The 24,567-nt window shown below is 56.4% G+C and carries 22 protein-coding genes, 1 tRNA gene, 1 rRNA gene and 1 riboswitch; of the genes, 15 read left to right on the top strand and 9 right to left on the bottom strand.

Annotation, left to right across the window (positions count from 1 at the left end; genetic code table 11):
• Window positions 1-9: 9 nt before the first annotated feature.
• Both ACPT9Q_RS11475 and ACPT9Q_RS11470 read right to left on the bottom strand, forming a co-directional pair.
• Window positions 10-540: a hypothetical protein gene (locus ACPT9Q_RS11475; protein ID WP_017872800.1), complete on the bottom strand. Its 531-nt coding sequence runs from the start codon at window positions 538-540 to the stop codon at window positions 10-12.
• Window positions 541-556: 16 nt separating this feature from the next.
• On the bottom strand, window positions 557-1,801 hold the full coding sequence (locus ACPT9Q_RS11470; RefSeq protein ID WP_427365905.1) for a TolB family protein: 1,245 nt from the start codon (window positions 1,799-1,801) through the stop codon (window positions 557-559).
• 37 nt (window positions 1,802-1,838) lie between these two features.
• On the opposite strand from ACPT9Q_RS11470, the gene ACPT9Q_RS11465 reads away from it, so the two are divergent.
• The 5 genes from ACPT9Q_RS11465 to ACPT9Q_RS11445 are packed head-to-tail and all read left to right on the top strand — an operon-like array spanning window position 1,839 to window position 7,058.
• A complete protein-coding gene (locus ACPT9Q_RS11465) occupies window positions 1,839-2,759 on the top strand; it encodes a cytidylate kinase family protein (RefSeq protein ID WP_017872798.1) in 921 nt (306 codons plus the stop codon).
• A complete protein-coding gene (gene hpt, locus ACPT9Q_RS11460; protein ID WP_017872797.1) occupies window positions 2,752-3,318 on the top strand; it encodes a hypoxanthine phosphoribosyltransferase in 567 nt (188 codons plus the stop codon). Before ACPT9Q_RS11465 ends, hpt begins: the two co-directional genes overlap by 8 nt.
• Window positions 3,315-4,373, top strand: a complete 1,059-nt coding sequence (gene hisC, locus ACPT9Q_RS11455) for a histidinol-phosphate transaminase (protein WP_017872796.1) — start codon at window positions 3,315-3,317, stop codon at window positions 4,371-4,373. The genes hpt and hisC overlap by 4 nt, the downstream gene beginning before the upstream one ends.
• On the top strand, window positions 4,366-5,022 hold the full coding sequence (locus ACPT9Q_RS11450) for an HAD-IA family hydrolase (protein WP_017872795.1): 657 nt from the start codon (window positions 4,366-4,368) through the stop codon (window positions 5,020-5,022). Before hisC ends, ACPT9Q_RS11450 begins: the two co-directional genes overlap by 8 nt.
• Window positions 5,023-5,024: 2 nt before the next feature.
• Window positions 5,025-7,058 carry an adenosylcobalamin-dependent ribonucleoside-diphosphate reductase gene (locus tag ACPT9Q_RS11445; RefSeq protein WP_427365904.1) on the top strand — a complete coding sequence of 678 codons (2,034 nt, stop codon included), beginning with the start codon at window positions 5,025-5,027 and terminating at the stop codon, window positions 7,056-7,058.
• On the opposite strand, the gene ACPT9Q_RS11440 is transcribed toward ACPT9Q_RS11445, so the two are convergent.
• Entirely contained in the window at window positions 6,979-8,226 is a 1,248-nt protein-coding gene (locus ACPT9Q_RS11440; RefSeq protein WP_427365903.1) for a hypothetical protein, read from the bottom strand. The genes ACPT9Q_RS11445 and ACPT9Q_RS11440 overlap by 80 nt on opposite strands.
• A 68-nt stretch (window positions 8,227-8,294) precedes the next feature.
• Between ACPT9Q_RS11440 and thrC the strand changes: the two genes are divergently transcribed.
• From thrC to ACPT9Q_RS11420, 4 genes are read left to right on the top strand one after another with little or no spacing between them, the layout of a single operon-like run.
• Entirely contained in the window at window positions 8,295-9,365 is a 1,071-nt protein-coding gene (thrC, locus tag ACPT9Q_RS11435; RefSeq protein WP_017872792.1) for a threonine synthase, read from the top strand.
• On the top strand, window positions 9,362-10,270 hold the full coding sequence (gene thrB / locus ACPT9Q_RS11430) for a homoserine kinase (protein WP_017872791.1): 909 nt from the start codon (window positions 9,362-9,364) through the stop codon (window positions 10,268-10,270). Before thrC ends, thrB begins: the two co-directional genes overlap by 4 nt.
• A complete protein-coding gene (locus ACPT9Q_RS11425; protein WP_017872790.1) occupies window positions 10,267-11,502 on the top strand; it encodes an aspartate kinase in 1,236 nt (411 codons plus the stop codon). Before thrB ends, ACPT9Q_RS11425 begins: the two co-directional genes overlap by 4 nt.
• Window positions 11,489-12,508, top strand: a complete 1,020-nt coding sequence (locus ACPT9Q_RS11420) for an aspartate-semialdehyde dehydrogenase (RefSeq protein WP_017872789.1) — start codon at window positions 11,489-11,491, stop codon at window positions 12,506-12,508. The genes ACPT9Q_RS11425 and ACPT9Q_RS11420 overlap by 14 nt, the downstream gene beginning before the upstream one ends.
• On the opposite strand, the gene ACPT9Q_RS11415 is transcribed toward ACPT9Q_RS11420, so the two are convergent.
• Genes ACPT9Q_RS11415 through ACPT9Q_RS11400 form a run of 4 tightly spaced genes read right to left on the bottom strand, consistent with a single transcriptional unit; the run spans window position 12,505 to window position 18,145 of the window.
• The gene (locus tag ACPT9Q_RS11415) at window positions 12,505-14,136 is read right to left on the bottom strand and encodes a hypothetical protein (protein ID WP_017872788.1); all 1,632 of its coding nucleotides are present in this window, start codon (window positions 14,134-14,136) and stop codon (window positions 12,505-12,507) included. The two genes, ACPT9Q_RS11420 and ACPT9Q_RS11415, sit on opposite strands and share 4 nt — an antisense overlap.
• Entirely contained in the window at window positions 14,126-15,220 is a 1,095-nt protein-coding gene (locus tag ACPT9Q_RS11410) for an NAD/NADP octopine/nopaline dehydrogenase family protein (RefSeq protein WP_017872787.1), read from the bottom strand. The genes ACPT9Q_RS11415 and ACPT9Q_RS11410 overlap by 11 nt, the downstream gene beginning before the upstream one ends.
• A complete protein-coding gene (locus tag ACPT9Q_RS11405) occupies window positions 15,213-16,202 on the bottom strand; it encodes a hypothetical protein (RefSeq protein WP_427365902.1) in 990 nt (329 codons plus the stop codon). The genes ACPT9Q_RS11410 and ACPT9Q_RS11405 overlap by 8 nt, the downstream gene beginning before the upstream one ends.
• Window positions 16,203-16,255: 53 nt before the next feature.
• The gene (locus tag ACPT9Q_RS11400) at window positions 16,256-18,145 is read right to left on the bottom strand and encodes a methyl-accepting chemotaxis protein (protein WP_427365900.1); all 1,890 of its coding nucleotides are present in this window, start codon (window positions 18,143-18,145) and stop codon (window positions 16,256-16,258) included.
• Window positions 18,146-18,190: 45 nt separating this feature from the next.
• A riboswitch (cyclic di-GMP riboswitch) is annotated at window positions 18,191-18,276 on the bottom strand.
• Window positions 18,277-18,386: 110 nt separating this feature from the next.
• On the opposite strand from ACPT9Q_RS11400, the gene ACPT9Q_RS11395 reads away from it, so the two are divergent.
• From ACPT9Q_RS11395 to ACPT9Q_RS11370, 6 genes are all read left to right on the top strand, one after another.
• Entirely contained in the window at window positions 18,387-19,115 is a 729-nt protein-coding gene (locus ACPT9Q_RS11395; RefSeq protein WP_017872784.1) for an SDR family NAD(P)-dependent oxidoreductase, read from the top strand.
• A gap of 9 nt (window positions 19,116-19,124) precedes the next feature.
• The gene (locus tag ACPT9Q_RS11390; protein ID WP_017872783.1) at window positions 19,125-20,102 is read left to right on the top strand and encodes a TIM barrel protein; all 978 of its coding nucleotides are present in this window, start codon (window positions 19,125-19,127) and stop codon (window positions 20,100-20,102) included.
• Between the two features lie 24 nt (window positions 20,103-20,126).
• Window positions 20,127-20,795 (top strand): SagB family peptide dehydrogenase, encoded by a 669-nt coding sequence (locus ACPT9Q_RS11385; RefSeq protein WP_017872782.1) that lies wholly within the window; start codon window positions 20,127-20,129, stop codon window positions 20,793-20,795.
• A 181-nt stretch (window positions 20,796-20,976) separates the two neighbouring features.
• A 16S ribosomal RNA gene (locus tag ACPT9Q_RS11380) occupies window positions 20,977-22,556 on the top strand.
• A gap of 55 nt (window positions 22,557-22,611) precedes the next feature.
• Window positions 22,612-22,687 (top strand) — tRNA-Ala (locus ACPT9Q_RS11375).
• A gap of 86 nt (window positions 22,688-22,773) precedes the next feature.
• On the top strand, window positions 22,774-23,667 hold the full coding sequence (locus ACPT9Q_RS11370; protein WP_427365898.1) for a tyrosine-type recombinase/integrase: 894 nt from the start codon (window positions 22,774-22,776) through the stop codon (window positions 23,665-23,667).
• Window positions 23,668-23,842: 175 nt separating this feature from the next.
• Here the strand turns inward: ACPT9Q_RS11370 and ACPT9Q_RS11365 are convergent, their stop codons facing one another.
• Together ACPT9Q_RS11365 and ACPT9Q_RS11360 are read right to left on the bottom strand one after the other, a co-directional pair.
• On the bottom strand, window positions 23,843-24,232 hold the full coding sequence (locus tag ACPT9Q_RS11365) for a hypothetical protein (protein WP_427365896.1): 390 nt from the start codon (window positions 24,230-24,232) through the stop codon (window positions 23,843-23,845).
• Window positions 24,233-24,281: 49 nt separating this feature from the next.
• Window positions 24,282-24,509, bottom strand: coding sequence for a hypothetical protein (locus ACPT9Q_RS11360; RefSeq protein WP_427365894.1), 228 nt, complete (start codon window positions 24,507-24,509; stop codon window positions 24,282-24,284).
• Between the last annotated feature and the right edge of the window lie 58 nt (window positions 24,510-24,567).

Here is a 24,567-nt window from a genome sequence, read left to right as displayed (position 1 = left end):
GGCCTCCTTTCAGGAACATAAACCTATGATGCAGGAATCCTTTTTTGGCCTGGAAGGACCACGCCCGTTGTTCTTCGCAGAGAGGAGGGATTGAAGGTCGTCCCACGCAACCTCACCCCTGGCCTGATAGAGGACTCGACCTTCTGCATTCACCAGAAAGAGCGCGGGGGTTTCCCAGACCCCAAGGAGTGCAGGAAGGAGAGGATGGGCGAGGTAAATGGTGTATTTTCCTCCCAGAGAGTCTTCAAGACGCTTTGCATCCCGAAAGTCGCATTGCAGGCACACCGGATAGAGCAGAACCTTCCCCCCAAAATTTTCGATGCGTTCATAGAGCTGGACGAGCTCGGCAAGACAAAAAAGACACTCAGGGTCGAGGAAGAAGAGAATCGCTAAAGAAGAGGGGCGAAAGGGAATCTCTTCTCCCCTGAGCGTGTAAAGACGAAAGGAGGGGAGTTTCCGCACCGATGCTTCTGCTGGAAAAGAGTGCATGAGAAACACAACAAGAAGACCCAGAATGGTCACAACAAGACCTTTCCTCACGGTGTATCCCTCCAGTTCAGTACATGGGAAGGGGAGCGAAAACTGGACTCTGCTCCCTGGCCCAGGAGGCAGTGAGCCGCACAGTTCTTCTTCTTACCAGGTCAAGGACGACCACGTCCCAGTTTCCAGGGTCTTTCTCCACGCAGAAGGCCAGCCTCTGACCATCAGGGGCCGCTGCAAGGTACGCCTTGGGAAGGCCATCGTTCGTCAACCTGGTCCAGGACTTCTGGGGAGAGAACTCGTACACGTCATACCTTCCTTCCTGCTCCCCGATGAAAAAGAGCCGCTCCCGTCCTCCAAAGGTGGGATAAAAGACATTGCCCGAGAAGTTCAGGACGTCTTCCCGTCTTTCAAGAGGGTTCCAGAGTACCAGCTTCCATCGTCCTTCCCGGAATTCGGAAAACGCAAGGGTTTCGGTATACCGGGATGCGGAGAGCCACCCCAGGGGGGCATCTCGCAAAAGAAGCTCTCGCTGTTTCGATCCATCGAGGTTCATCTCGTAAATCCCCCTTTTTCCTCCTCGCTCTGAAAGGAAGAGGATAGTCCCTCGGGAAGGCAAGAAAGTAGGGGAGAAGTCTGAAAATTCCTGGAGGCTCAAGCGCTGCACCCTGCGAGGGTAAAGGTCAATCCGGAAAATGTTTCGCACACCTGCACAGGAGACCACGGCAAGGAGGGATTGCCCATCGGGAGTCATGGTGATGGTCTCGAGTGTGCCTCCGCTTTCCGGAAAGGGGAACGAGACTTCTCGTTTTCCTGCAAGATCCGAGAAGACAATGGACGAGCGTCCCCCTTCCTGGCGGACGAAGAGGACCTTCCACTCCTTTGCCCGCCCAAGTATCTCAGGAATCCGGCGCTTGATCGCCTCAAGAAAAGCGGCGCTTTCCTTGAGGCGGCGAACCATGCCCAGAACCTTCCGGGAGGCCCCAAGGTCCCAGGCTTCGAAGAAGAGCCAGCCCTCCTTGGCGTATCCAAAGAGCAGAACATCTCCTTCGGTCATCAGAGTGTCCGGAAACACGCCTTTTTTCAGGTCCTCAAGGGGTGGCTTGGGGAAGGATCTGGGCTTTCTGTGGAGCGCGTCTTCGAGAAAGCCTTCAAGGGGAGCGAAGACGTGCTCAGGAGTATAGTCGAAAAAGAAAAGATCATTTTTTGCCCATCCCGAAGATACGGGTAGAATGGACAGGATTCCCCAGACGGCAAGGTAGAGGAATCCTGCGATTGCACGTTTTTTCCGGCTCCTCGTCTTCTTCCCTGGGTTTTCCATCCTCAGGATAGTATAATAGAAGCCGGTGAAAAGGGGAATGGGGAACTTCTCGGTTATCACCGTTTCTCGAGAGGTTGAAAGCCTGGGGGATGAGGTGGCTCTGAGGCTTTCAAGAGTTCTAGGCTATGAGCTCATCAACAGGGAGCAGTGGATGGCTCTTCTTGAAGGCCATTCCCCTGCGCTTTCTCCCGAACCTCCCGAGGAAGAGGGAGAGCGAGAACGCTGGATGGCGGAGGTTGGCAGGCTCCTTGAGGAGCTTGCCGAGAAACGGGCCTTTGTTCTCCTTGGACGGGGGGGACAGCGGCTCCTTGCCCGCTGTGCGAAGGCGTTCCATCTCCTCGTGGTGGCTCCGGTACCAGTGAGGCTTCGGCGCATTATGGAACGGTACCGCCAGGATGAGGTCACAGCCTCGCGCATCCTTGCCGAGCAGGACCGGCAGCGAGAGAAATTCCTCCTCAGGTTTTTCGGGGTGGACTGGCGCAACCCCCTTCATTACCACTTTGTCCTCAATACCGCCTTTTACGACGTTGAGGAGTCCTGCCAGCTCGTTCTTGAGGCCATGAAGAGGACACGACCTCCCTCGTTGGGTCAGCAGGAGTCATTCTTCACCAGGGAAGGGTTCCTGGAAAAGCCTGTGGTGTTCTCTCACCCTTCAGAGGAAGAGTTTGCCCGAATTCTCGACTTCTACGGTATTCGCTGGCTCTACGAGCCCCGGACGTTCCCGCTTGAGTGGGACAGTGAAGGGAACGTGGTGGAGGCCTTTGCCCCCGATTTCTACCTCCCGGACTTCGACCTTTTCATCGAGCTCACCACCCAGAAGCAGAAGCTTACCTGGCGCAAGAACCGGAAGGTTCGAAAGCTCAAAGAGCTCTATCCGGAGGTGAAAATCAAGGTCGTATATGCCCGGGACTATGAGCACATTTTGAGAAAGTTCGACCTTGAGGATGACCATGAGTGACCCCCGGTTGGGAGTACGGGTATTCACCCGTGAAGAAATCCAGCGGCGTGTCGAGGAGGTTGCCCATGAGATTGACCGGGACTACAGAGGGGAACGACCGGTCCTCATCGTCATTCTGCGGGGAGCGGTGTACTTTGCCGTGGACCTCACAAGGGCGCTCACAATTCCCTTTGACCTTGACTTCATGGCCCTCTCTCCTTTCCGCCTGGGACTTCGACGGGCCGAGATCGAGAAAGACGTGGACGTGGACCTTAAGGGACGCCATGTGCTTATTCTTGAGGATATCGTGGACACAGGGCTTACGCTGAACTTCCTTGTACGGAACCTTGAACGGCGGCTTCCCCAGAGTGTCCGGGTATGCAGCTTCCTGAACTGTCCGGTTCGCCGCATCGCCGAGGTTGAGGTCCACTACTTCTGCTTCGAAATTCCGGACATTTACGTTGTGGGATACGGTCTGGATTTCCGGGGGGATTTCCGGAACCTCCAGGAAGTCTACGCTCTTTATGACCCCTCCGGGAGGAGTACGCAGGTTCTGAAACAGATGGGGAAGGGACGGTGAACGTGGTGGAGTTTCGCAGAGCCATTCTTGCCATGCAGGGGTACACACCCGGGGAGCAGCCAAGGGAAGGAGGATTTGTGAAGCTCAACACCAACGAGAATCCCTATCCTCCATCTCCAAGAGTTATTGCGGCGCTTCAGGAGTTCCTCGCCTCCCGTTCTCTGGCGCTGTATCCTCCTCCACTGAGTGATGCGGTGAGGCGGAAGGCCTCCGAGGTGTACGGGGTTCCGGAGGACTGGGTTCTTATCGGGAACGGTTCGGATGAGCTTCTCGACCTCGTGGTGCGAATCTTCGTGGATCCGGGGGACAGGGTTGCCTATCCCGTCCCCACCTACACGTACTACCGGGTTCTTACGCTCCTCCAGGGAGGAGTACCTCTGGAAATACCCTTCCCCGAAGACTTCTCCCTTCCTGAGGCTTTCGTTGCGGCTCCTGCACGGTTGAAGTTCCTCTGTAACCCCAACTCCCCTACGGGAACGTTCATTCCCCCCAGGGATATCGAGAGACTTGTGCGGGGTTCAGCCTGCCCCGTGGTGGTTGACGAGGCCTATGTCGATTTTGCTCCAGAAAGCGCCCTTCCTCTCCTTAAGCGGTATGAAAACCTCATCCTTGTCCGGACCCTCTCAAAATCCTTTTCCCTTGCAGGACTGCGTGTCGGTTTCCTCTTTGCCCACCCTGCGGTTATTCGAGAGCTCCTCAAGGCCAAGGCTTCATACAACGTGAACATTCTCTCCCAGGTTGGGGCCTGCGCGGCCTTAGACGACCTCGAGTACGTTCGGGAGAACATCGCCCGCATAAGAAGCACCCGTGAATGGTTCTCGGAGAAAATGAGGGCACTGGGGTTTTTCGTCTATCCTTCCGAGGCAAACTTCGTCATGGTGAGAAAAGCGGGGGTTGACCTCCGCTTTCTGTACGAAGCACTGAAGCACCGGAAAGTTCTCGTCCGGTATTTCCCCGAATGGCCCGATGCGCTTCGAATTTCCATCGGGACCGAGAGAGAAATGGAATTGCTCGTACACCATATCGCTGCCCTTTTAGAGGAAGCCCATGTTTGAACTTTTTATCTGGGATCTTGACAACACCGTCATCGGGAGTTCCAGGCTCCTCTGGGGAGCTTTCCAGTGGGTGGCCGAGCGTTTTGCCGGGCGCCCCATGACTCCTCAAGACATTGTTGGTCTCTACGGTCCTCCAGAGGACGTCGTTATTGAGCAGATTGTGGGACAGGAGAAAAAGGACGAGGCCCTGCGGGCATTCTACGAGTTCTACGAGCAAGAACACGATCGCCTCGTAACACTCTTTCCCGAAGTTCTGGAAATTCTCGAGTACCTCCGGGGGAAGAGAGTGAGACAGGCGCTGTTCACCTCCAAGGGGAGAAAAAGCGCTTCTATAACCCTTCAGAGATGCAACCTCGAACGCCTCTTTGACTTCGTCCTGTGTGGAGACGAGGTGCGGCGAGCCAAGCCCCACCCTGATGGGGTGGTCCGGATTCTTGAGCACTTCGGGGTGTCTCCGCAAAATGCACTCTATGTGGGGGATTCTCCTCTCGATGCCCAGGCTGCACACGGCGCTCAAGTGGCCTTTGCCCTGGCGCTCTGGGATTCTTTCCATCGCGCTGAGGCGGAGCGTATCGCGGCAGAGCACGTTTTCGCCACACCCCGGGAGATGTTCTTGTGGGTTCAACGGCAGTATGAAGAGGGGGGATAACAGTGCCTTTTGAGTATGTGCGGAAGCGAGATGGGACTCTTGAGCCCTTCCGGGAGGAGAAGATTCTTTCAGCCCTTTCCCGGGCACTTTCTGCCTGTGGGAAAGAGGATCCCGAGCTTGCCCACACCCTGGCTGAGAAGGTCGTTCACCTGCTTTCTGAGCGGATCAGCGACATTCCTGAGGTCGAAAAAATCCAGGACACGGTTGAGGAAGTGCTCATGCGAGAGGGTCTTTCTGAGGTCGCCCGGGCGTACATTCTGTACCGGGAGAAAAGGCGTTCTCTCCGAAAGGCGAAATGGGAGCTCTTCGGGGTACGGGACGATTTGAAGCTCTCCCTGAACGCAGTGCGGGTGCTAAAGGAGCGGTACCTCTTGAAAGACAGTGAGGGGAACGTCATTGAAACCCCGAAGGGTATGATGGAACGGGTTGCCCGTTCCATCGCCGAGGTGGACAGGGCCTTCGGAGAGGATGCATCGAGGACCTTCGAGGAATTTTTCGAACTTCTCACCTCTCTCGTTTTTCTCCCCAACTCCCCTACCCTCATGAATGCGGGTACGTCCCTTGGGCAGCTTTCGGCGTGTTTTGTCCTTCCCGTTGAGGATTCCATTGACTCGATTTTCACGACCCTGAAAGAGATGGCCATCATTCACAAATCCGGAGGGGGAACAGGATTCAGTTTTTCCGCTCTCCGTCCGAAAGGCGACATTGTGGCCTCCACGGGTGGACGGGCCTCAGGCCCTGTGTCGTTCATGCGGATTTTCGACGTGGCTACAGAAGTGGTGAAGCAGGGTGGTCGCCGCCGGGGCGCAAATATGGGAGTCCTCCGCTTCAATCACCCCGATATTCGGGAATTCATTCGGGCCAAGGAAAAGCCAGGGTTTCTGGAGAACTTCAACCTCTCGGTGGCCATAACGGATGAGGAGATCGAAAGAGTGAAGCGTGGCGAGAAGGTGGAACTCGTCAACCCCCGGGATGGGAAAGTCTGGGAACGGGTGAACGCCCGGGAGCTCTTTGAGGCGATTGCCGAGAGTGCCTGGAGAAGCGGGGAACCGGGCCTCCTTTTCCTTGACACGATCAACCGTGCAAACCCCACCCCTCACCTTGGAGACATTGTGGCCACCAACCCCTGTGGTGAAGTTCCCCTTTTACCTTATGAATCCTGTAACCTTGGCTCCATAAATCTATCGAAGTTCGTCAGGGGAGGGAAAATCCAATACGACCGCCTTCGGGAAGTGGTGTGGAGGGCGGTGCATTTCCTGGATAACGTCATCGAGGCCAACCGGTATCCTCTGGAGGCCGTTGAGAAGATGGTGAAGGGGAACCGGAAAATTGGTCTTGGGGTGATGGGGTTTGCGGATATGCTGGTGCAGCTTGGCATTCCCTATTTTTCTGAAGAGGCTCTCAAGATTGCTGCTGAGGTGATGCACTTCATCGCCCTTGAAGCCCGGATGGCCTCTCTGGACCTTGCTGTGCGGCGTGGCACCTTCCCCAATTACCCCCAGAGCATCTGGGCAAAGAAAAACCTTCCCCTCCGCAACGCCACCCTGCTCTCCATTGCTCCCACAGGATCCATAAGTATCATTGCATCCTGCTCAAGTAGCATCGAGCCCTTTTTTGCTCTGGCCTTTAGAAGGTACGTTCTGGAACACACGGAACTCGTTGAGGTCCATCCTCTCCTTGAAGAAATGTTCCAGCGCTTTGGCATTCCGGAGGGGATTCGGAAAGCTGTGCTTGAGCGAGGGACCATGGCGGGCATTGAGGGCATTCCTGAGGCCCTGCACCGTCTCTTTCTCACCGCTTTAGAGATTCCTCCAGAGTTCCATGTCCGGGTTCAAGCAACCTTCCAGAAGTACGTGGACAACGCCGTTTCAAAAACGGTAAACCTCCCAGAGTCTGCAACCCCTCAGGATGTCTTCCGGGTGTACCTTTTGGCCCATGAGCTTGGATGCAAAGGCATCACCGTGTACCGTTACGAGAGTCGCCCACAGCAAGTGTTGTATCTTGGGGTTTCGGAGGCACTGTGCGAAGAGTGCTGAGGAGGTCCCAGGCAATGTTCCTTGCCCCTTTTCCCTGCCCCTGCCAGGTGGTCCTGGCAAATTGCTGTGCCCTTTCCTGAAAAACGTGGAGATCCCTCAGGACCTTCTGCAGAACGCGGGCAGTTTTTTCCGGGGTGTCTCCCCCAGGGACGAGGGCTTCCCGAAGGAGCAGAGCCTGTCGTGAAACGAGAAAGTGGGGGTTGGCCTGGATAGCATCTTTGAGGCAGGGTTCAATGCAGGGGATGCCGCAGAACGCCGCGTATTCGAGGGCTGTTCCCGCAAATCCTACAACGAGGGAGGCGCTTCCAAGGCGCGCAAAATAGTCTCCCTGGCTGAAGGAAATGGATTGCCGCCCCAGAAAAAAAGAAGAAGGATCGACGAGCTCTCCACGGGCCATCTGGATGGTGCGCGCTATCTGCGTGGCGCTCTGTTCCGGGGGGAAGACAAAATGGAGGGCGAAAGGAGCCAGAGCGTCCCGGGCAAGAAGTATTGTTTCCGCAAGGAAAAGGAAGTTTCTCTCCCAGTCCCCTCGATGCCCAGGGAGGAAGAGAATGTTTTTTCCCCTGCAGGAACCCGAAAGGATTTCCGGACCCACGAATCCAAGGAATTCGGCCCGGATACCCAGACTCTGGAACCACAGAGCAGTCGGAGCATCTCGGGTATAGACTTTCGCCGTCCCATACCGGAAGAAGAACGCCGTGATCCTTCCCAGGCGCTCATAGGGTTTCTTTCGAATCCGCAAAAGGTCAGTATGGGCACAGGCGAAGAGATACACCTTCTTTCCGGTGCCCAGAAGACCGAAAAGGAGAGGAAGAATGTCTCCAACTCCAATCACCATGTCAAAGGACAGGGGACAGTTCCTGAGAAGGCGAAAAACGGCCAGTGCATTCCTTATTCCTCCCCGAAATGCGTCGGTGAGAAACCGAAAGACGCGCTGGGGAAAGCTCCCCAGGTACACCCCGCCGTACGGAAAAGAGGGGGAAACGTGGAGTAGGTTCACCCGGCCTGGAAACCTTTGCGCTGTGCCCTCAAAGGCCTTGCCTTCCCCCACCAGGGGGACAATGCTCACCTCAAGGGCAACACCCTGGGCTTCAGCCAGTTCCAGGAGTTCTTTCAGAATAAGGGCTGCGAAGGAATCCTCTCCGTATCCGTTGCTGATAAGAAGCACGTGCTTTTTCTCCATATTTTTTTATGGTATGCTAAAAGGAACTCAGAGTAAAGAAGGGGGAGTTTTTCTTGCGCTGGCCGGGAATTCTTGCGTACTTTGCCGAATACCTACCTGTAACGGCGGCGACACCGCTTCTGACCCTTGAGGAGGGCAACACGCCTCTCATTCGCTCGACGTCTCTGGAGAAGCGCCTTGGCGTGGGAGCGCTCTTTTTCAAGTTCGAAGGAATGAACCCCACGGGGTCTTTCAAAGACCGGGGGATGGTGGTGGCCATTGCCAAGGCCAAGGAAGAGGGGAAGGAAGTGGTGATGTGTGCCTCGACCGGGAATACCTCTGCTTCGGCTGCAGCCTATGCCCGCAGGGCAGGGCTTTCCTGCATCGTCCTCATCCCTCAGGGGAAAATCGCCTTGGGGAAACTCTCTCAGGCGCTGATGCATGGAGCGAGAGTTCTGGCAGTACGCGGAAACTTTGACGATGCACTGCGTATCGTGCGCTTTATCACGGCCAACTATCCGGTGGCGCTCGTCAACTCCATCAACCCCTACCGTATTGAGGGGCAGAAAACCGCGGCGTTTGAGGTTGTGGAGTGGCTTGAAGGTGTTCCCGATATCCTTGCACTTCCCGTAGGGAATGCGGGGAACATCACGGCGTACTGGAGGGGTTTCAAGGAATTCTTCGAGCGGGGGAAGACTCGTGCTCTTCCGAAAATGTTTGGTTTCCAGGCTGAAGGTGCCTGCCCGCTTGTTCTGGGGAAGCCCGTGGAAAATCCCCAGACGGTGGCCACCGCCATCCGCATTGGCAATCCAGCCAGCTGGAAAGGCGCTATTGCTGCCCGGGACGAGTCTGGTGGGCTCATTGACGCTGTGAGCGACGAGGAGATTCTCCTTGCCCAGCGGATGCTTGCGGAGGAAGAGGGGCTTTTCGTGGAACCCGCTTCTGCGGCCTCCCTTGCAGGCATCATGAAGAAGGCCCGGGAAGGAGTGTTCCGGGGGAAAGAGACGGTGGTGTGCATCCTCACCGGGCATGGCCTGAAGGATCCTGACATTGCTGTCAGGCAGAATGAGGGGAAGATTGAAGAGGTTGAGCCACGGGAAGAAGCGGTGGTGGAGCTCCTCGGACTTGGGGGGGAGAGGCCTTGAAACTCCGTGTCTGTGTTCCCGCGACCTCAGCAAATCTCTCCTGCGGGTTTGACGTTTTAGGTCTTGCCCTTGATCTCACCTATAAGGTAGAAGTGGAAACTACAGAGGAACGGTCCTTCTTTCTGCACCACCGTGGGGAGGGAGAGGGGGAGGTTCCACAGGACGAGCGGAACCTCTTTTTCGTTGCCGTGCGGGAAACCTGGGAGCGGCTTGGCTTTGAGGGGGTAGGCCTTAGGGTCTGCGCCACAAACGGCATCCCCATTGCCCGGGGGCTTGGGAGTAGCGCTGCATGCATCGTTGCCGGAGTAATGGTGGCGAATGCCCTCTGTGGGGGAAAGCTGAAAGTTGAGGAGATGCTCGAGCTTGCTGTTGCCCTTGAGGGGCATCCTGACAACGTCATCCCGGCCTTTGTGGGGGGGTTCACCATTGCCCTCCGGGAGGAAGGCAGGGTCTTCTACCAGCGGTTTTCCTTTCCCCCGCTTTTCTCCCTCTTTGTGCTCATTCCCGACTATACTCTGAGCACCGAAGTCATGCGGGGTGTGCTCCCCGCTTCCTATCCCAGGGAGGATGTGGTGTTCTCCCTTTCTCACCTTGCCTTCCTTCTGGGAAGCCTCTTTACCCGGGACCGTGAAGGGTTCTTCCGTGCCCTGGAGGACCGTATCCATGAACCGTACCGGGGGAAGTATGTGGTTGGTTTCCCTGAAGTGAAGGAATACGTGAAAGGAAAGGGCCTGGGGAATGTGGTCATCAGCGGTTCTGGCCCAACATTGCTTCTTGTCCTTTCCCGACCCCTTGAGGAAGAGGAAAAAAAAGAAATCGCTGGAATTTTCGCTGCCCGGGGTGTGGCGGTGAGAATTCAGGAAGTGCATCCTGAGGAAAAGGGCGCGAGGGTTGAAATCCTGTGAGTCTTGTCGTCCAGAAATACGGAGGGTCTTCAGTCGCCGATTTGGAGAGGATTCGCCACGTGGCCTCTCGGGTTCGCCGGTACTTCCTCGAAGGTCACCGACTGGTTGTGGTGGTCTCGGCAATGGGGAAAACCACCGACGCCTTGCTTGCCATGGCCCGGGAACTCCATCCGTTTCCTCCGGAACGAGAAGTGGATATGCTCCTTGCCACAGGAGAACAGGTCTCCATTGCCCTGCTCTCTATTGCTCTTTTTGCCCAGGGAGTACCCTCGATTTCTCTTACTGGGGGACAGGCAGGAATCATCACCACCGACGTGCACACTAAGGCTCGCATTCTCAGGGTCGAGGTGGAGAGGATTTTCCGTCACCTCAACGAGGGAAAGGTGGTTATCGTCGCTGGTTTCCAGGGTGTTACCGAAGACGGGGACATCACCACCCTTGGCCGGGGAGGGAGCGATACCACGGCCTGTGCTCTGGCGGCAGCTCTTCGGGCCGATGTGTGCGAGATTTACACCGATGTTGCAGGGGTCTTCACAGCAGACCCCCGCATTGTCCCTGAGGCAAGGAAAATCCCTCGCATTTCTTACGATGAGATGTCGGAGATGGCAAGCCTTGGTGCAAAAGTCCTGCAGCTTCGCGCGGTGGGCTTTTCAAGGCTCTACCAGGTTCGGGTTCACGTTCGCTCGACTTTTCTCGAGGAGGAAGGAACGTGGGTGGAGGAGGTGGAGAATATGGAAGAGGCCAAGGTACGGGCCATCACCCATAGTCTTGAAGTTGTCAAGGTTGTCCTTCTTGGGGTTCCGGACGAGCCCGGTGTTGCTGCCCTCATCCTGCGGACTCTTGCTGACTTTTCGGTATCCCTCGATATGATTATTCAAAGCGAGGGGCGGGAGGGCAAGAAGGACATTGCCTTTGTGATCCCCCAGGAAGACGAGGGGAAGGTGCGGAGGGCTCTCGAGGACTTGCAAAAAACCCTCTCTTTTGAAGGGGTGAAGTTCGACGGAGATGTGGGTAAGGTATCGGTGGTGGGAGCAGGAGTGGCGAATGACCCCCGAATCGCCTTTCGCATGTTTGACGCCCTGGCACGGTGTGGGGTGAACATTGACATGATCAGCACCTCAAATCTCCGGATTTCCTGTCTCATCCCGAAGGACAGGGTTGAAGAATCGGTTCAGGCACTGCACAGGACATTTATCAGCGACAGTGAGGTGATTCTCTGTGAAGGCTCTTAGGGTTGCCGTGGTTGGTGCCACAGGAGCGGTCGGACAGGAAATGCTCCGCATCCTTGAGGAGCGGGAATTCCCTCTCCGGGACCTGAAACCTCTGGCCTCTCCACGCTCTCAGGGGAAGACGGTGCATTTCAGGGGGGAGGAAATCCCTGTCGAGGTTCTGGGTCCTTCGAGTTTTTCCGGGTGTGACCTTGCACTCTTCAGCGCTGGTGCTTCCGTGAGTCGGGAGTTTGCTCCCAAAGCGGTGGAGAGTGGGTGCTTGGTGGTGGACAACTCTTCTGCGTTCCGTCTTGAAGACGATGTTCCTCTGATCGTTCCAGAAGTTAACCCCCACCGGGTCCACGAGGTGAAGAAGCGGGGTATCATCGCCAATCCCAACTGCACCACCATTATCTCCGTTGTTCCCTTAAAGCCCCTCCACGATTACGGGAGGATTCGCCGGATTGTGGCGGCAAGCTACCAGGCGACTTCCGGGGCAGGAGCACAGGCCATGAGGGAACTCGAAGAACAGGTTGTGGCCTATGCCCAGGGGAAACCCCTGGAGGCACGGGTTTTCCCCTACCAGATTGCCTTTAACCTCATTCCCCATATCGACGTATTCTTAGAGAACTTCTACACGAAGGAAGAGATGAAAATGGTCTGGGAAACACGAAAGATTATGGAGGATCCTTCCATCCAGGTGACGGCAACCTGTGTTCGGGTTCCAGTGTTCCGGGCTCATTCCGTGGCCATCAACATTGAGACGGAGCGGAAAATCACCCGGGAGAAAGCGGTGGAACTCCTTTCGAACTTCCCCGGAGTGGTAGTTCAGGACGACCCGCAGAATCGTCTCTACCCGATGCCCCTTTTCGTTGCCGGAAAGGACGAGTGCTACGTTGGGCGGATTCGGGAGGACATTTCTCTAGAGCGGGGGTTGAACCTCTGGGTAGTCGGGGACCAGCTCCGCAAGGGGGCGGCGCTCAACGCCATCCAGATTGCCGAACTCCTCTTGCGGGAGGGGATTCTCTAAAAGGAGAATCCCAGGCGCCTCAGACGTTCTTCCTCGCTGAGTGCACGCCCTTTTTCATCAACAGGGTAAAGCATACCTTCAACGATTCTCGTCTGAACCTTTCCTTTAGCCCAGGGGTTGCCAAGAAGATGAGGGGCGTCAAAGAAACCTCTTGTGACTGCTCCAGCAAGGACCCCTGGGTCGAGGAAAGGGTCTTCCCCCTGACCCAGGCTCTTTAGAGCCTCAAGAAGGAGGAGTGCTTCATGCTTTATCCGTGCCCGGTGTTCTGCAATGTAGGGGTCTTTCGTGACGTCGGGAAGGTCAAAAAGGGCATCTTTCAGGACTCCCTGAACAATATGAGCGCTTTCGATGACCTCTTCAGGTCGGGCCAGGTGGTCGCCCTCGGAGAAGTTCACCACGTGGACAATATGGGGGCGGAGGAAAAGCCCGAGGAAGGTCGAAGCCGCAAGCTGCCCTTTGGCAATCTCAGGATGTGGAGAGAAGTGGGCCAGCCCTCCCCGGATCTGGGTGAAGACGGTGAAGGTCGCATCTTCAAGAGTCTGCACAAGGTCTTTTTTGGCAAACATTTTGGCAAGATCCGCCCGGGGAGCAATGCCCGGAGGGGTATTCAACATGTACTGGGCAACGTAGTACCGAGCGCCGAGCTTTTTGGCAATGTACGCCCCAAGGAAGAAGGAGGCCACAGCGACACTGTCTGGCGCTCCCCGGAGGCTCCACTGGTGTGCATCGTTCACCTCTATGGGAACGCCAAGGTCGATATAGGTCTTCATGGCTTCCAGGTTCTCTCTGATGGCCTCAGGGAGTGGCCGTTTTGACCGTCCATCGAGCTCGCTGTACCAGAAGATGGGGACTGCCCCCCAGGCGATGCGGATGGTTTCGTGGAGAAGGTGTGCCCACTCCTTGAGGTGATTTGTTCCGCTGTAGCAGCGAAGGAGGGGGAAATTCCCCCTTCGAGAGGCTTCGAATATGGCCACGAGGTCTTCTTTTCGCCGCAGGGGAACTCCCCCTGCTCCTTTGTGGGTTTCGTCCATCCTGTGAGGTTCGAAGAAGAACTCCTGGGCGTTCTGGTCCGGGCCAAGGGAAATAATATCCACCACTTTCGCCTCGCTTATGCGGCGTACCCCTTCCACCGTTTCCTCCACTGTAGGGAGGCCAAAGTGGTGGCGGAGAAGGGGAAAGGGGTACCTGGCGGCAATGCGCCCAGGAAGGGTTTCAGGATAGGTGTCCTCCCTGCGTTCTTCTCTTGAGCCGGTCAGGCTCGCCACAATCTCCGAAAATGGCTCCCTTCCGGTAAAGATATAGGTAAAAAGGCCAGATTTGCGGGCTACGGGCTCAATTTGAGGAGTACAGCTCAAAGCCCAGGGAATTCGAAAGAGACCGTGCCTGGTTATGAGGCTTTGCAGCTCCTCAAAAAGCTTCTCTGCCACGCGTTCTGTGAGACGGTACCCAACGATGACCATTGACGGGCGTTCTTGTAAAGCCGCCTCGACGACCTCCTGGGGAGAGCGGGCAGGACCAAGGAAGACCGTCTGGTATCCGAAGCGTTCCGCAAGGGTCAGGAATCCGTACACTCCGGCAACGTGAACGCAGGTTCCCAGCGAAGCCCCGAGGATTTTTTTACTTTCCACCGGTCACCACCAGCTCGTGAATTTCCTTCACGCTCAACCCCTGCAATCCAAGCTTCTCCGCCGTTCTTCCCTCCTTCCAGTAATCTCTTCCATGGAGAACCGAAGCAAGGTGAATGAGGCTATCGATGGTCGGCGTGGGCACACCGAGCATTTTCCCCAAAGAAGCAATGGGGACGAGGCTTGTAGGGACATCTTCCGTGATGTACCGGTGGAAAATGGTGGAGGGTGCTCGAATCCCCTGGTATCCTGCGTTGTTCTGGATAGCCTCAAAGAGATTTCTCCCGGAAACGTCGTAGGCTGAGTACAGCCATTCCCGGGCAGTGATGGCGCGAACTCCCAGGGCTTCAGCTACCTTGACCCTCTCCTTGTCCACCTCTTCAAGGACAAGAGCAACAGAGGGTGTGACGCCCTCGATGTAGTAATCGAACTCCCCGTGGGTGCTCTCTATTCGGGCCGCGTTGAGGATGGTGATGGTGGGATGGAAAACGGCGCCGATGTTATTGAAACTCGTTTTCAGGACGCTGTCCTCGGGAATAAACTGGGGCAGGGCAACCCGAAGCGTCTGGACGACCCTCACGGTTTCGTACGCCGGTAGGGCAGCGACCGGGATGCTATTCTTCACCCGGAATATCCGGACCTGTGCTGGTCCGCTGATCCGGCTGGCGAAGAGGAAGGTCTGAGCTTCAGCAATGAGGACGTCTTTTGTGCAGGAAGTTTCTCTAAGCACCTGACGTACTTCAAGCGCGCCTCCTGTCCTCCCAGGGTTGAGGACGATAATTTGCCCGTCTTCAAGGTAAGGGCTCAGGCGTTCGGCAATGTCCCGGTGGCCTGTGGCCGGGAGAACCACCATGATGACTTGAACGCCCGCTATGGCTTCCCGGATATCCGAGGTTGCAACCGGGATGGGAGCAAAACCACTCACCTCTCCCTCAACCTGTATACCCCCAAGGAGCTGTATAGGACGAAGACGTTCGGGAGTCCGGTTGAAAAGCCGCACCGGAAAACCCCTGAGGGCAAGGTACCCCGCCAGAGCCTGCCCACCGTGTCCTGCCCCAAGAACGGCAAAGGGTAAAGGGTTAGACACGTGTTTTCACCCGTTTCATGGCGATGTGGAAGAGGCGCTGCACCATACCCGTATAGTCGATGTCCAAGGCAGCGCACATCTCCGGGAAAGGACTCTGGCGATAGTAGAGCAGCGGAAGGGCATTGATTTCAAGAAAAAGCGGCAGGGCTTCTCCCTCAGAGAGAATCAGGCGGAACGTGGCGTAGTCGCGCATGTTGAGTTCCTGGAAGATTTTGAGGCTCATGCGCTGAATCTGAAGGACGATTTCCTCAGGAAGGTCTGCCACTCCCAGAACCCGTTCCCCTCGCCTGAGGATTTCCTCGCAGGGAGGGAAGTCCCGACTGAGGGGGGTGATTTCGAGAATGGGCAGGGGAGCGGTTTCCTCGTCATTGCCCCACAGGCCAACAACGAATTCTCTTCCGGGAATGTACTTTTCGACAATCACTTTCTCCCCGGTCATCTCAAAAAGCTCAAGAGCGGCTTTCCTGAGGGCCTCGTGGTCATGGACTATGAAGCCCCCAAGCTTTCTTCCTCGGTATTCCCGAAAACGGGGCTTCACAAGAACAGGGAATTCAAGGTTCTCGGGCCAGGGAACTTGGGGAGCCCAGAGGAAAAAGGAGGGTGTGGGAACACCAAGGCCCCTCAGGGCCAGCTTCGTCAGAGAACGATCTAGGCAAAGTGAATGGACTACCGCACGGGAACCAAGATAAGGAATATCCAGGGCGTCAAGGAGCAGAGGCAAGAGTGCCTGGCTGTACACCGACGAGACACAGGTGGTGACGTTAAAGACGAAGTGGATGTCCTCAGACAGGAGACAGGCCACCACTTCCTCAAGAGGGCGTTCAACATCGAAAAGCACCACTTCATATCCGGTTTCTCTCAGGGCCTCTTGGATGAGGGTGAGCGTCTGTCCCTTGAGTTCCTGCTGGGTTGCGTAGTATTCTTCTTCTTCCTGAGAGAGCACAGCCTGATTGTAGGCTAAAAGCACCCGCGCTACAGGCAATAGTCTTCACCCCTCCCTAATATACCATTAGGGAGGGGTGAAGGCAAGGAAACTCAAACCGTGAAGCGCTTGACCTTCTCCTTGAGCTCTTCCGCAAGCTGGGCCAGAGCTCCGGTGGCCTTATTGATTTCCTGGAGGGAAGCGTTCTGCTCCTCTGCTGAAGCGGAGACTTCTTCGCTGGCTGCGGCGTTCTCTTCAGATACCGAGGCTGCGGCGGCGATTTTGTCCGTGATGACCTTGATAGCCTGGGCGATTTCGTTGAGCGCCCTGTTGTTCTCCTCAGAGAGCCGAGCGATGGTCTCAGTCTCTTTGAGGGTTTCGTTCAGGGATTCCTTTGCCCGGTGGAGGGCCTGGTACAGTCCCTGGATTTCCTGGAGCGTCCGGTCAACAGAGGCGATAATGGATTCGAAGTTCCTGTTCACCTCGTTCTGCCGGGCAACCCCTCTTTCCACCTCTTCCTCTGCCTCGTTCATGCTCTCTGAAGCTCGGGTCATATCCTTTTTGATCTCCTCAATGAGTCGGGCAATGCGTTCCGCAGCCTGGGAGGATTCCTCAGCGAGTTTGCGCACTTCTTCTGCCACCACGGCGAATCCCCGCCCTGCCTCTCCGGCTCTGGCAGCTTCAATTGCAGCATTGAGGGCAAGGAGGTTGGTCTGTTCGGCAATGCTCGTGATGATACCGACGATGCTGCTGATTTCTTCAGACCGGGCGTTCAGGGTTTGAATCGCCTGGGCGACCTCCTGGGCACCCCGGGAAATCAGCTGGATGCTTTCTCCAAGCACCTTGAGCGACTCTTTCCCTCTTTCCGCCGCTTCTCTATCACTTTGTGCCTCTTGGGCGGTTTTTTCAAGGGCCTCCTCAATCGCTGCCAGTGCTCTCATGTTCTCCTCCATGTGGGCAGTAATGTTGAGCACCGCTTTAGTGTTGCGTTCCGTGGCTTCAAAAACCTGGTCGGCTTTTCTGGCGATGTTTTTGGTCTCCTCGTCAATGGCGTTGAGCTCTTCGCTCTGGCGAGTGGAACCTTCAGCAACCTGGGCGATGGTCTGGGCGATCTCTTCAGTAGCTTTGGCCACCTCTTCCACCGATGCGGACACCTCATTGCTTGAGGAGGCCAGAGCGTCGGTTGTGTGAAAAACGCTCTGGATCATATCCTTGAGGCTTTCGACCATGGTGTGGAAGGCCTGAGAGAGCCGGCCGATTTCATCGCGCCGGCGAAGAACAGCAAGGCTATTGGTGAGGTCTCCTCGAGCCACGCGTTCTGCATGGCGGACGAGAGCCTCAACAGGACGAGCAATGGCAAAGGCCTGGAACAGGAAGACGACGGCAAGGACGGCAACAGCAATGGCGATAATGATCACCATTCGCAGGGTCATTCCCCTCATGTAGGCCCGGACATCGTCGAGGTACACTCCGGTTCCCACAATCCACCCCCAGGGCTTGAAGAGTGCCACATAGGAAACCTTGGGGACGGGCTCGGTGAAGCCTGGTTTTGGCCAGAGGTAATCCACAAAGCCTGCTCCCTGCTCCTTGCAGACCTTCACCATTTCAACGAAGAGCCGTTTCCCCTGAGGGTCCTTGTAATCGGTGAGGTCCTGCCCATTGAGCTCAGGCTTTATGGGGTGCATGACCATGGAGGGTTTCAGGTCGTTCACCCACACGTAGTTTTCGCCTTCATACCGGAGACGCTCGAGGATACTCAGGGCCTGGGCTTTGGCCTCGTCCTCAGAGATGGTTCCCTTCTGGAAGGCTTCATACTGAGCCTGAATCTGGGACATTGCCGCTTCAACGATGAACTGTGTCGCTTCCTGGCGCTTCTTCAGCATCTCCTTCTGGCTCAGAGAGAGACTGAAAAGCCCGACAGCAAGCGCTGAAGCCACAACCGCAAGGACTCCAAGAAGGGCAAGGCGAGCTTTGAGCGAAAAAGAGCAATGCCACCGTTTCATGTGTGTTCCCCCCAAAGTGAAGTACTGGAGTACTCAACGCCGGAGCTTGGCAGCCCAGCCGCCGTGGTAGGAAACACCGTAGGCCTGTGGCTTTGCGTCCTCCCCTTTCGGGGAGTTTGCCCTTTCATCCCCGGGCTCCAAAGTATTATATCGGTTGAAGGAGCGTACTCTGAAGGGGATGAGAGGAAATCCCCAAAGAATTTTTTGTGCTAAGATAGAAAGAGGCTCTGGGGGGAATGCCATGGAAGAGTGGAGAGGGAAGGTTGCTCTTATTACGGGAGCCAGTCGTGGGATTGGCCGCGCTATTGCCAGAACTCTTGCGGAGAAGGGATTGTACCTTGCGCTCTGTGCCCGTTCTCAGGAGGCACTGGAAACCCTGAGGGTTGAGCTTGCAGCATTTGGTGCTGAGGTCTTCGTTTGCGCTGGAGACCTTGCAGATCCTGCTTTCCCTATCCGCTTTGTGCGTGAAGCCGGAGAATACTTCGGGCGTTTGGATGTTGTGGTGAACAATGCTGGAGTGGCTCTTGCGAAGCCCCTCGAAGAGACAACGCTTGAAGAATGGGAGCTCCAAATGGCCGTGAATGTCCGCGCTCCCTTTCTCATCTGTCGGGAAGCCCTGCCGTACCTCCGCCGTTCTGCACTGGCTACTATCATCAATATCTCCTCTGTGGTGGGAACGAAGGGCTACGTTCACCAGGGAGCCTACACGGCCTCAAAACACGCCCTCATGGGTTTTACGAAGGTTCTTGCTCGAGAACTGCACCCGGAGGGGATTCGGGTGCACGTTATCGCTCCTGGAGGCGTAGGAACGGACCTCATTGCTGCCATGCGTCCGGATCTCCTTGGAGAACGGCTCATCACCCCGGAAGAAATTGCCGAAATCGTCTGGTTTTTGCTCACCATGCGGAACAAAAACGCGGTCATCGATGAGGTGAACGTTCGCCGGGCTTCGAACGAGCCCTGGAAGTGAGGTGCAACGATGCAGGAGAGATTGCAGCAAGAGGAATACCAGAAGGCGCCGGTGTCTCTGGAGCTCTTACTCGGGGTGAAGAGCGACCCTATCACATACCGGTACTCGTTCCAGTGGCTCTTTGACCTTATGGCCGAAGAGGGAGTCACGCACCTCCAGCTTGGGACGTTCTTTGAACTCTACTTCCTCCCCGATTCGTATTTCCTGAGGTTGCGAGAAGAGGCGGAGAAACGGGGTATCATCATCTCGAGCGTTTTCTCGGCGTACCGGGAGCTTGGGGGATTCCTCTCGGAGGACCCGGAGATGGTGGCCGTCACAGAACGCAATTACCGGAGACTCATTGAGGTGGCTGCCCTTCTTGGGGCTTCGTCCTGTGGTGCTTCCATGGGGGCCTTTCCTCGGGACCGTCTGGATTTCCGGGAAAGGGGCATCCGGAGATACCTCGAGAAGATCAAGGAACTCCTGCACTATGCAAAGTCCTGGGGTCTTGAGTGGCTCACTACAGAGCCCATGTCGTGTTACGCTGAGCCTCCCTGCAGTGCCCGGGAGGTCAGGGCAATCGGAGAGGAGCTGACCGCGTACTGGCAAAAGTACAGAGATACAGCAGCTCGCTTTGGCTTCTGTGCCGACGTCTCCCACGGCTTTGTGGACGAAGAGGGGAGGCTCCGCGAGGACCACATATCACTTTTTGTGGCCACATTTCCGTATCTCCATGAATTCCACTGGAAAAACACCGATGCTATGTACCACGAGACCTTTGGGTTTGAGCCGGAGAACCTTGCTCGGGGTGTGGTGGATGTGCGAAGCATCCGGTTCCTACTTTTTGAGAAGTGCCATCTCCTCCCTAAACAGCGCATAGTGGGGTATCTCGAACTCCCCGGACCAAAACTCGGTCGGGATTACAGCGATCGCCTTCTTGGCCCTATGCTGCGACAATCGCTCCGCTACCTCAAGAGGGTTCTCTATGGGGAGGATGAGAATCGGTGATACTCTGAAAAAGGAGGGAGAAAAATGCGCGTGGTGCTGTTTCTCCTCGTTCTGCTTTTTGTGGGGTGGTGGGGGATGCGGGGATATGCTGAGGAGAGGATTGCCCTGCCTTCCCCACGGCTTGATAGCGACACCTCTGTTGAGGAAGCGCTCCTGCAGCGTCGTTCGTATCGCTCTTTTGCCCGATCCCCTCTGACCCTTCCAGAGATTGCCCAGCTCCTCTGGGCAGCCCAGGGCGTCACGGACAGGGCACAGGGTTTCCGCACGGCTCCCTCAGCGGGTGCGTTGTATCCTCTGGAGGTCTATATTGTCGTCGGAGAGGTCGAGGGCCTTTTGCCTGGAGTGTACCGGTACCTTCCTGAAGAGCACGAGCTTTTGCGGGTTCTTGAGGGTGACAGGAGAGAAGACTTGTATAGGGTGGCGCTCTTCCAGCGCTGGATTCGTGAAGCACCGGCGGTTCTTGTCTTCACCGCAGTCTACGAGCGGACAACCCGGAAGTACGGTGAACGGGGTATCCGGTACGTGCATATGGAAGCTGGTCATGCTGCCCAGAACGTCTACCTCCAGGCTGAGGCTCTCGGTCTTGGGACTGTCGTGGTTGGGGCTTTCCAGGATGAGGGGGTGAAGAAAGCCCTGAATCTCCCCCCAAGCGAGCACCCTCTCTATCTCATGCCCGTGGGAAGAGTGCGATAATCCCGAATTTTTTCGGGTCCTTGTTGACAATTCCCCACCCCTGTGCTAAATTATCTCTTGCCCTGGCTCCCCCAGGGCGAAAAGGCGCACCTTGACAAGTGAATATTCCGCCTACTTCCTGAAGGTGGTACCGTACAGAGAACCAGGAAATCAGGTCCTCTGTGAGGACCTTCAAAGGTTTGTCATGGAGGGTTTGATCCTGGCTCAGGACGAACGCTGGCGGCGTGCCTAACACATGCAAGTCGTACGCAGCTTCCCTGACTCTCTGAGGAAGGGAAGGCTGAGTGGCGAACGGGTGAGTAACGCGTGAGTAACCTGCCTTGAGGAGGGGGATAACCCCTCGAAAGGGGGGCTAATACCCCATATACTCCAGGGCCGCAAGGCCTCTGGAGGAAAGCTGGCCTCTGCTTCGCATGCTGGCGCCTCAAGAGGGGCTCGCGTCCCATCAGCTTGTTGGTGGGGTAACGGCCTACCAAGGCGATGACGGGTAGCTGGTCTGAGAGGATGATCAGCCACACTGGGACTGAGACACGGCCCAGACTCCTACGGGAGGCAGCAGTGAGGAATCTTGGGCAATGGGCGAAAGCCTGACCCAGCGACGCCGCGTGGGGGAAGAAGGCCTTCGGGTCGTAAACCCCTGTTCTGGGAGAAGAAGAGGGGAGGGGTGAATAGCTCCTTCCTGTGACGGTATCCCAGGAGAAAGCTCCGGCTAATTACGTGCCAGCAGCCGCGGTAATACGTAAGGAGCGAGCGTTGTCCGGATTCACTGGGCGTAAAGCGCTCGTAGGCGGCTCCTTAAGTCTCACGTGAAAGCCCCCGGCTCAACCGGGGAGGGTCGTGAGAAACTGGGGAGCTCGAGGGCAGGAGAGGAGAGTGGAATTCCCGGTGTAGCGGTGAAATGCGTAGATATCGGGAGGAACACCAGTGGCGAAGGCGGCTCTCTGGTCTGTCCCTGACGCTGAGGAGCGAAAGCCAGGGGAGCGAACCGGATTAGATACCCGGGTAGTCCTGGCCGTAAACGATGGGTACTAGGTGTGGGAGGTTCGACCCCTTCCGTGCCGCAGCTAACGCATTAAGTACCCCGCCTGGGGAGTACGGCCGCAAGGTTGAAACTCAAAGGAATTGACGGGGGCCCGCACAAGCGGTGGAGCATGTGGTTTAATTCGATGCAACGCGAGGAACCTTACCAGGGCTTGACATGCTGGTGGTAGGAGCCCGAAAGGGTGACGACCCCTGGTTTCCAGGGGAGCCAGCACAGGTGCTGCATGGTTGTCGTCAGCTCGTGTCGTGAGATGTTGGGTTAAGTCCCGCAACGAGCGCAACCCTTGCCCTTAGTTGCTACCGGGGTAACCCGGGCACTCTAAGGGGACTGCCGGCGACAAGCCGGAGGAAGGTGGGGATGACGTCAAATCCTCATGGCCCTGATGCCCTGGGCGACACACGTGCTACAATGGCCGGTACAGAGGGTCGCGAACCCGCGAGGGGGAGCCAATCCCAGAAAGCCGGCCTCAGTTGGGATTGCAGGCTGCAACCCGCCTGCATGAACGCGGAATCGCTAGTAATCGCGCATCAGCCATGGCGCGGTGAATACGTTCCCGGGCCTTGTACACACCGCCCGTCACACCACGAAAGTCGACTTCACCTGAAGTCGCTGGGCTAACCCTCGCAAGAGGGAGGCAGGCGCCGAGGGTGGGGTTGATGATTGGGGTGAAGTCGTAACAAGGTAGCCGTAGGGGAACCTGCGGCTGGATCACCTCCTTTCTAAGGAGCCAAGAGGGAAGTAGGCGGAATATTTTCTTCTCAAGGTGCAGGATGTGGGGATGTAGCTCAGCCGGGAGAGCGCCTGCTTTGCAAGCAGGAGGTCACGGGTTCAAGTCCCGTCATCTCCACCAGATGCGCAAAGCCGCATGAAATCTCGCTTTCCGCTTCTGTAACATTTGCTCACTTCCCCTGGTTTTTGGCAAGACAGGCGAACAGGGTGAAAGCCAAAAAAGAAACCCTCTTCAGCCTCTACCTCGAAGATTTCCTCTTGTGCGGCAGGGTGGAGGGCAAGAAAGCTAAGACGCTGCGCTGGTACCAGGAAATCCTCACGCCTTTCGTTGCCTTTGTGGACCGGGAAGGCTTAAGCCAGGCTTCTTTACGCAAGTACGTCAACGAGCTCTTCAACCGCTTGAAGGTTACCTCAGTCGACACGCATGTGCGTGCTATGAAAACCTTTTTGCGCTTCCTCTACAAAGAGGGGCACATCGAGGAAGACCTTGCCGCAACGCTCAAGCGTCCGAGGCTACCGAAGCAGTTCCCGCACGTTTTGAACGACGAGCAGGTTATAGCTTTGCTCAAAGCGCCGGACAAGAAGACCTGGGAAGGCTTCCGCAACTACGTCATGCTCTTGACCTTCTTAGACACGGGGCTTCGGCTCTCTGAGCTTCTGGGCTTAACCGTTGACAAGGTGAACCTCATCAAAGGGTCGCTGCTTGTCACGGGGAAGGGAAGCAAGGACCGGGAAGTGTACATGGGCAGGACGCTCAAGAAGGAAATGGCTCGCTGGTTGAAGATGCGGGGCTTCCATGCGTACGAAGAGCATGTATTCATCACCCGAGACGGAAGGCCTTTGAAGAAGCGGCACGTCCAGCAGATTCTCAGCCGCTTAGCAAAGAAAGCGGGGATTGAGGGCGTGCGCTGCTCTCCGCATACCCTGCGGCATACCTTTGCCACGAACTTCATCCGCAACGGTGGCGATGTCTTCACGCTGCAGAGGCTTTTGGGGCATGCAAACATCGAAACCTGCATGGTCTACGTGCACATGGGCGGAAAGCACCTGCAAGAGGCGGTGCTGAGATTCTCGCCAGTGGACAGGTTAGAAAGGGGGTGAGGAGTGCACCAAAAAGCCCGTAGAACCCCTTCGGTCTTCGGGGAAGGGGGATTCTCCTTTTCAGTTCCCTCATCCTTCTCTCCCTCCGGGGGCACATCGTCCTCGAGGATGACATCAAAGACCTTCGGCTTCTCTCGCTTCAAGATTCTTCTCTCAAGCTCCCTGATTCGCTCTCTCAATCCCATCCACCATCCCTCCCTTCGTTCACCCGTTTCTCCAGGGCCTCAATCCGCTCCTCGAGCTCCTCAATCTCCAGAGCTTTGAGGGCAAGCTCGAGGATGGCCTTCGCCGCCTGGACTCTGGGAGCCTCACCTTTCCCCAGGGTCATAACCTCCCGCAAAGTTTCCACCGCTTCCCCGCACACCTGTTGAATCCTCGAGATGGCCAGGGAAACCGCTTCCTTCTTGAGCTCCCGGAAGGCATTGCGGAAGTCCTCCCGCCGTAGCCACCGCCAGAGGGTTACCTCGGAAACCCCCACTTTCTCTGCCGCCTCCTTGAGGTCCCGGCTCTCCAGGAGGGCCACCAGAGCCAGCTCCCTTCTCCTACCCAGCTTTGAGCGTCCCAAGGGCCTTCATCCTCCTTCCATAGATTGCAAACCCCGGGTTTCCCCGGGGCTACACCACCACCTTGCCCAGGTACTTCGCCTTGTGCTTCCCATCCTCCCACCACCTGAGGTAGGCGTACGGTCCCCACCTGCCAATCATCTTGAGCTCGATGTGGCCTCTCTGCTTTTCCGGGATTTCTTCTTCCTTCTCGTCGATGAGCTCAGCGATGTACTCCCACACCTCGATGAGCTCCTCCCGGGTCAATCCCTCAAGGACCTTGCGGATTTCCTCCTTCATGGTTCCCCCTCCTCTCTTAGGGTACATCTCTGGCTATATTGTACCCTAAGAGAGGGAG

This window comes from Candidatus Caldatribacterium saccharofermentans (assembly GCF_050267035.1).
Lineage (GTDB): Bacteria > Atribacterota > Atribacteria > Atribacterales > Caldatribacteriaceae > Caldatribacterium > Caldatribacterium saccharofermentans.
The sequence above is the reverse complement of the archived record's forward strand: the minus strand, read 5'-3'. Positions and strand labels throughout refer to the sequence as shown.

Bases quoted from the DNA above. Each gene is read 5' to 3' on its own strand.
- ACPT9Q_RS11400 (WP_427365900.1), bottom strand. From the start codon at position 18,145: ATGAAACGGTGGCATTGCTCTTTTTCGCTCAAAGCTCGCCTTGCCCTT.
- ACPT9Q_RS11395 (WP_017872784.1), top strand. From the start codon at position 18,387: ATGGAAGAGTGGAGAGGGAAGGTTGCTCTTATTACGGGAGCCAGTCGT.
- ACPT9Q_RS11360 (WP_427365894.1), bottom strand. From the start codon at position 24,509: ATGAAGGAGGAAATCCGCAAGGTCCTTGAGGGATTGACCCGGGAGGAG.
- ACPT9Q_RS11470 (WP_427365905.1), bottom strand. From the start codon at position 1,801: ATGGAAAACCCAGGGAAGAAGACGAGGAGCCGGAAAAAACGTGCAATC.
- ACPT9Q_RS11390 (WP_017872783.1), top strand. From the start codon at position 19,125: ATGCAGGAGAGATTGCAGCAAGAGGAATACCAGAAGGCGCCGGTGTCT.
- ACPT9Q_RS11450 (WP_017872795.1), top strand. From the start codon at position 4,366: ATGTTTGAACTTTTTATCTGGGATCTTGACAACACCGTCATCGGGAGT.
- ACPT9Q_RS11465 (WP_017872798.1), top strand. From the start codon at position 1,839: ATGGGGAACTTCTCGGTTATCACCGTTTCTCGAGAGGTTGAAAGCCTG.
- ACPT9Q_RS11385 (WP_017872782.1), top strand. From the start codon at position 20,127: ATGCGCGTGGTGCTGTTTCTCCTCGTTCTGCTTTTTGTGGGGTGGTGG.
- hpt (WP_017872797.1), top strand. From the start codon at position 2,752: ATGAGTGACCCCCGGTTGGGAGTACGGGTATTCACCCGTGAAGAAATC.